This window comes from Streptomyces sp. NPDC006259, assembly GCF_042870975.1.
Lineage (GTDB): Bacteria > Actinomycetota > Actinomycetes > Streptomycetales > Streptomycetaceae > Streptomyces.
This window is the reverse complement of sequence record NZ_JBIAHY010000019.1, coordinates 1-5,183: the sequence shown is the minus strand read 5'-3', so window position 1 is coordinate 5,183 and position 5,183 is coordinate 1. Positions and strand designations below refer to the sequence as shown.

2 rRNA genes are annotated in these 5,183 nt (G+C 57.2%); both read right to left on the bottom strand.

The features are described 5' to 3' along the window. Positions 1-126: 126 nt before the first annotated feature. Positions 127-3,251: ribosomal RNA gene (locus tag ACFYO5_RS37905) — 23S ribosomal RNA — on the bottom strand. 317 nt (positions 3,252-3,568) lie between these two features. Next, positions 3,569-5,094: ribosomal RNA gene (locus ACFYO5_RS37900) — 16S ribosomal RNA — on the bottom strand. The 16S and 23S rRNA genes sit together here, the layout of an rRNA operon. Between the last annotated feature and the right edge of the window lie 89 nt (positions 5,095-5,183).

The following is a 5,183-nucleotide window of genomic DNA, read 5'->3' as shown; positions in this document are numbered from 1 at the left end:
ACCGGGCGTTTCCCTCACGCTATAACCACCGAAACACTATGAAACTGTCGAACGATGCCACACCACGCTCTGTGGAACGTGGGGCTGTTCGTGGTTTCAGAACCAACACAGTGGACGCGAGCAACTGAGGACAAGCCCTCGGCCTATTAGTACCAGTCAGCTTCACCCATTACTGGGCTTCCACATCTGGCCTATCAACCCAGTCGTCTACTGGGAGCCTTACCCCATCAAGTGGGTGGGAGTCCTCATCTCGAAGCAGGCTTCCCGCTTAGATGCTTTCAGCGGTTATCCCTCCCGAACGTAGCCAACCAGCCATGCCCTTGGCAGGACAACTGGCACACCAGAGGTTCGTCCGTCCCGGTCCTCTCGTACTAGGGACAGCCCTTCTCAAGACTCCTGCGCGCGCAGCGGATAGGGACCGAACTGTCTCACGACGTTCTAAACCCAGCTCGCGTACCGCTTTAATGGGCGAACAGCCCAACCCTTGGGACCGACTCCAGCCCCAGGATGCGACGAGCCGACATCGAGGTGCCAAACCATCCCGTCGATATGGACTCTTGGGGAAGATCAGCCTGTTATCCCCGGGGTACCTTTTATCCGTTGAGCGACGGCGCTTCCACAAGCCACCGCCGGATCACTAGTCCCGACTTTCGTCCCTGCTCGACCCGTCGGTCTCACAGTCAAGCTCCCTTGTGCACTTACACTCAACACCTGATTGCCAACCAGGCTGAGGGAACCTTTGGGCGCCTCCGTTACTCTTTAGGAGGCAACCGCCCCAGTTAAACTACCCATCAGACACTGTCCCTGATCCGGATCACGGACCCAGGTTAGACATCCAGCACGACCAGAGTGGTATTTCAACGGCGACTCCACCTGAACTGGCGTCCAAGCTTCACAGTCTCCCACCTATCCTACACAAGCCGAACCGAACACCAATATCAAACTATAGTAAAGGTCCCGGGGTCTTTCCGTCCTGCTGCGCGAAACGAGCATCTTTACTCGTAGTGCAATTTCACCGGGCCTATGGTTGAGACAGTCGAGAAGTCGTTACGCCATTCGTGCAGGTCGGAACTTACCCGACAAGGAATTTCGCTACCTTAGGATGGTTATAGTTACCACCGCCGTTTACTGGCGCTTAAGTTCTCAGCTTCGCACGCCCGAAAGCGCACTAACCGGTCCCCTTAACGTTCCAGCACCGGGCAGGCGTCAGTCCGTATACATCGCCTTACGGCTTCGCACGGACCTGTGTTTTTAGTAAACAGTCGCTTCTCGCTGGTCTCTGCGGCCACCCCCAGCTCGAGCAGCAAGTGCTCTCACCAGTGATGGCCCCCCTTCTCCCGAAGTTACGGGGGCATTTTGCCGAGTTCCTTAACCATAGTTCACCCGAACGCCTCGGTATTCTCTACCTGACCACCTGAGTCGGTTTAGGGTACGGGCCGCCATGAAACTCGCTAGAGGCTTTTCTCGACAGCATAGGATCATCCACTTCACCACAATCGGCTCGGCATCAGGTCTCACCCTTATATGAATGGCGGATTTGCCTACCACTCGGGCTACACCCTTACCCCGGGACAACCACCGCCCGGGCTGGACTACCTTCCTGCGTCACCCCATCACTCACCTACTGCAAGTCTGGTCCGTCGGCTCCACCACTTTCCTTTCCCCGAAGGGTCCGGAACGGCTTCACGGACTTAGCATCGCCTGGTTCAGTGTTTGACGCTTCACAGCGGGTACCGGAATATCAACCGGTTATCCATCGACTACGCCTGTCGGCCTCGCCTTAGGTCCCGACTTACCCTGGGCAGATCAGCTTGACCCAGGAACCCTTAGTCAATCGGCGCAAACGTTTCTCACGTTTGTATCGCTACTCATGCCTGCATTCTCACTCGTGAACCGTCCACAACTCGCTTCCGCGGCTGCTTCACCCGGCACACGACGCTCCCCTACCCATCACAGCCGCCGTTGGGCGTATATGCTGCAATGACACGACTTCGGCGGTACGCTTGAGCCCCGCTACATTGTCGGCGCGGAATCACTAGACCAGTGAGCTATTACGCACTCTTTCAAGGGTGGCTGCTTCTAAGCCAACCTCCTGGTTGTCTGTGCGACTCCACATCCTTTCCCACTTAGCGTACGCTTAGGGGCCTTAGTCGATGCTCTGGGCTGTTTCCCTCTCGACCATGGAGCTTATCCCCCACAGTCTCACTGCCGCGCTCTCACTTACCGGCATTCGGAGTTTGGCTAAGGTCAGTAACCCGGTAGGGCCCATCGCCTATCCAGTGCTCTACCTCCGGCAAGAAACACACGACGCTGCACCTAAATGCATTTCGGGGAGAACCAGCTATCACGGAGTTTGATTGGCCTTTCACCCCTAACCACAGGTCATCCCCCAGGTTTTCAACCCTGGTGGGTTCGGTCCTCCACGAAGTCTTACCTCCGCTTCAACCTGCCCATGGCTAGATCACTCCGCTTCGGGTCTTGAGCGTGCTACTGAAACGCCCTGTTCGGACTCGCTTTCGCTACGGCTGCCCCACTCGGGTTAACCTCGCAACACACCGCAAACTCGCAGGCTCATTCTTCAAAAGGCACGCAGTCACGACTGTATGTGCAAGCACATACAGCGACGCTCCCACGGCTTGTAGGCACACGGTTTCAGGTACTATTTCACTCCGCTCCCGCGGTACTTTTCACCATTCCCTCACGGTACTATCCGCTATCGGTCACCAGGGAATATTTAGGCTTAGCGGGTGGTCCCGCCAGATTCACACGGGATTTCTCGGGCCCCGTGCTACTTGGGTGTCTCTCAAACGAGCCGTTGACATTTCGACTACGGGGGTCTTACCCTCTACGCCGGACCTTTCGCATGTCCTTCGTCTACATCAACGGTTTCTGACTCGTCTCATGGCCGGCAGACCATGAAAGAGAGATCCCACAACCCCGTACACGCAACCCCTGCCGGGTCTCACACGTATACGGTTTAGCCTCATCCAGTTTCGCTCGCCACTACTCCCGGAATCACGGTTGTTTTCTCTTCCTGCGGGTACTGAGATGTTTCACTTCCCCGCGTTCCCTCCACATACCCTATGTGTTCAGGTATGGGTGACAGCCCATGACGACTGCCGGGTTTCCCCATTCGGAAACCCCCGGATCAAAGCCTGGTTGACGACTCCCCGGGGACTATCGTGGCCTCCCACGTCCTTCATCGGTTCCTGGTGCCAAGGCATCCACCGTGCGCCCTTAAAAACTTGGCCACAGATGCTCGCGTCCACTGTGCAGTTCTCAAACAACGACCAGCCACCCATCACCCCCAACCTGAGCTGGAGTGCACTGGGGCCGGCACTGAAGGCAGCCATACGGCCATACCCTCAGACACCCAACAGCGTGCCCGGCCCTCTCACCGCTCATGATCAGCTTTCCACGCCCCCCGAAGAGGACAGTACTCACAGCCTGAGACGGTCAAGAGTGCCGAATAATCAACGTTCCACCCTTGAGCAACCAGCATCAGACGTTCGCTGATGAACTGGCCTCTGACCTCACCCCGAAGGGATCGGTAAGAAGTGCTCCTTAGAAAGGAGGTGATCCAGCCGCACCTTCCGGTACGGCTACCTTGTTACGACTTCGTCCCAATCGCCAGTCCCACCTTCGACAGCTCCCTCCCACAAGGGGTTGGGCCACCGGCTTCGGGTGTTACCGACTTTCGTGACGTGACGGGCGGTGTGTACAAGGCCCGGGAACGTATTCACCGCAGCAATGCTGATCTGCGATTACTAGCAACTCCGACTTCATGGGGTCGAGTTGCAGACCCCAATCCGAACTGAGACCGGCTTTTTGAGATTCGCTCCACCTCACGGTATCGCAGCTCTTTGTACCGGCCATTGTAGCACGTGTGCAGCCCAAGACATAAGGGGCATGATGACTTGACGTCGTCCCCACCTTCCTCCGAGTTGACCCCGGCGGTCTCCTGTGAGTCCCCATCACCCCGAAGGGCATGCTGGCAACACAGAACAAGGGTTGCGCTCGTTGCGGGACTTAACCCAACATCTCACGACACGAGCTGACGACAGCCATGCACCACCTGTACACCGACCACAAGGGGGGCACCATCTCTGATGCTTTCCGGTGTATGTCAAGCCTTGGTAAGGTTCTTCGCGTTGCGTCGAATTAAGCCACATGCTCCGCTGCTTGTGCGGGCCCCCGTCAATTCCTTTGAGTTTTAGCCTTGCGGCCGTACTCCCCAGGCGGGGAACTTAATGCGTTAGCTGCGGCACCGACGACGTGGAATGTCGCCAACACCTAGTTCCCACCGTTTACGGCGTGGACTACCAGGGTATCTAATCCTGTTCGCTCCCCACGCTTTCGCTCCTCAGCGTCAGTAATGGCCCAGAGATCCGCCTTCGCCACCGGTGTTCCTCCTGATATCTGCGCATTTCACCGCTACACCAGGAATTCCGATCTCCCCTACCACACTCTAGCTAGCCCGTATCGAATGCAGACCCGGGGTTAAGCCCCGGGCTTTCACACCCGACGTGACAAGCCGCCTACGAGCTCTTTACGCCCAATAATTCCGGACAACGCTTGCGCCCTACGTATTACCGCGGCTGCTGGCACGTAGTTAGCCGGCGCTTCTTCTGCAGGTACCGTCACTTTCGCTTCTTCCCTGCTGAAAGAGGTTTACAACCCGAAGGCCGTCATCCCTCACGCGGCGTCGCTGCATCAGGCTTTCGCCCATTGTGCAATATTCCCCACTGCTGCCTCCCGTAGGAGTCTGGGCCGTGTCTCAGTCCCAGTGTGGCCGGTCGCCCTCTCAGGCCGGCTACCCGTCGTCGCCTTGGTGAGCCATTACCTCACCAACAAGCTGATAGGCCGCGGGCTCATCCTTCACCGCCGGAGCTTTTAACCCCCACCCATGAGAGAGGGAGTGTTATCCGGTATTAGACCCCGTTTCCAGGGCTTGTCCCAGAGTGAAGGGCAGATTGCCCACGTGTTACTCACCCGTTCGCCACTAATCCCCACCGAAGTGGTTCATCGTTCGACTTGCATGTGTTAAGCACGCCGCCAGCGTTCGTCCTGAGCCAGGATCAAACTCTCCGTGAATGTTTTCCCGTAATCGGGACAACACATCACGAGAGCGGAACGGTCAGGCGGAATAGGCCCGACCGTTCACAGCGTCCTCGCTGTGTTTT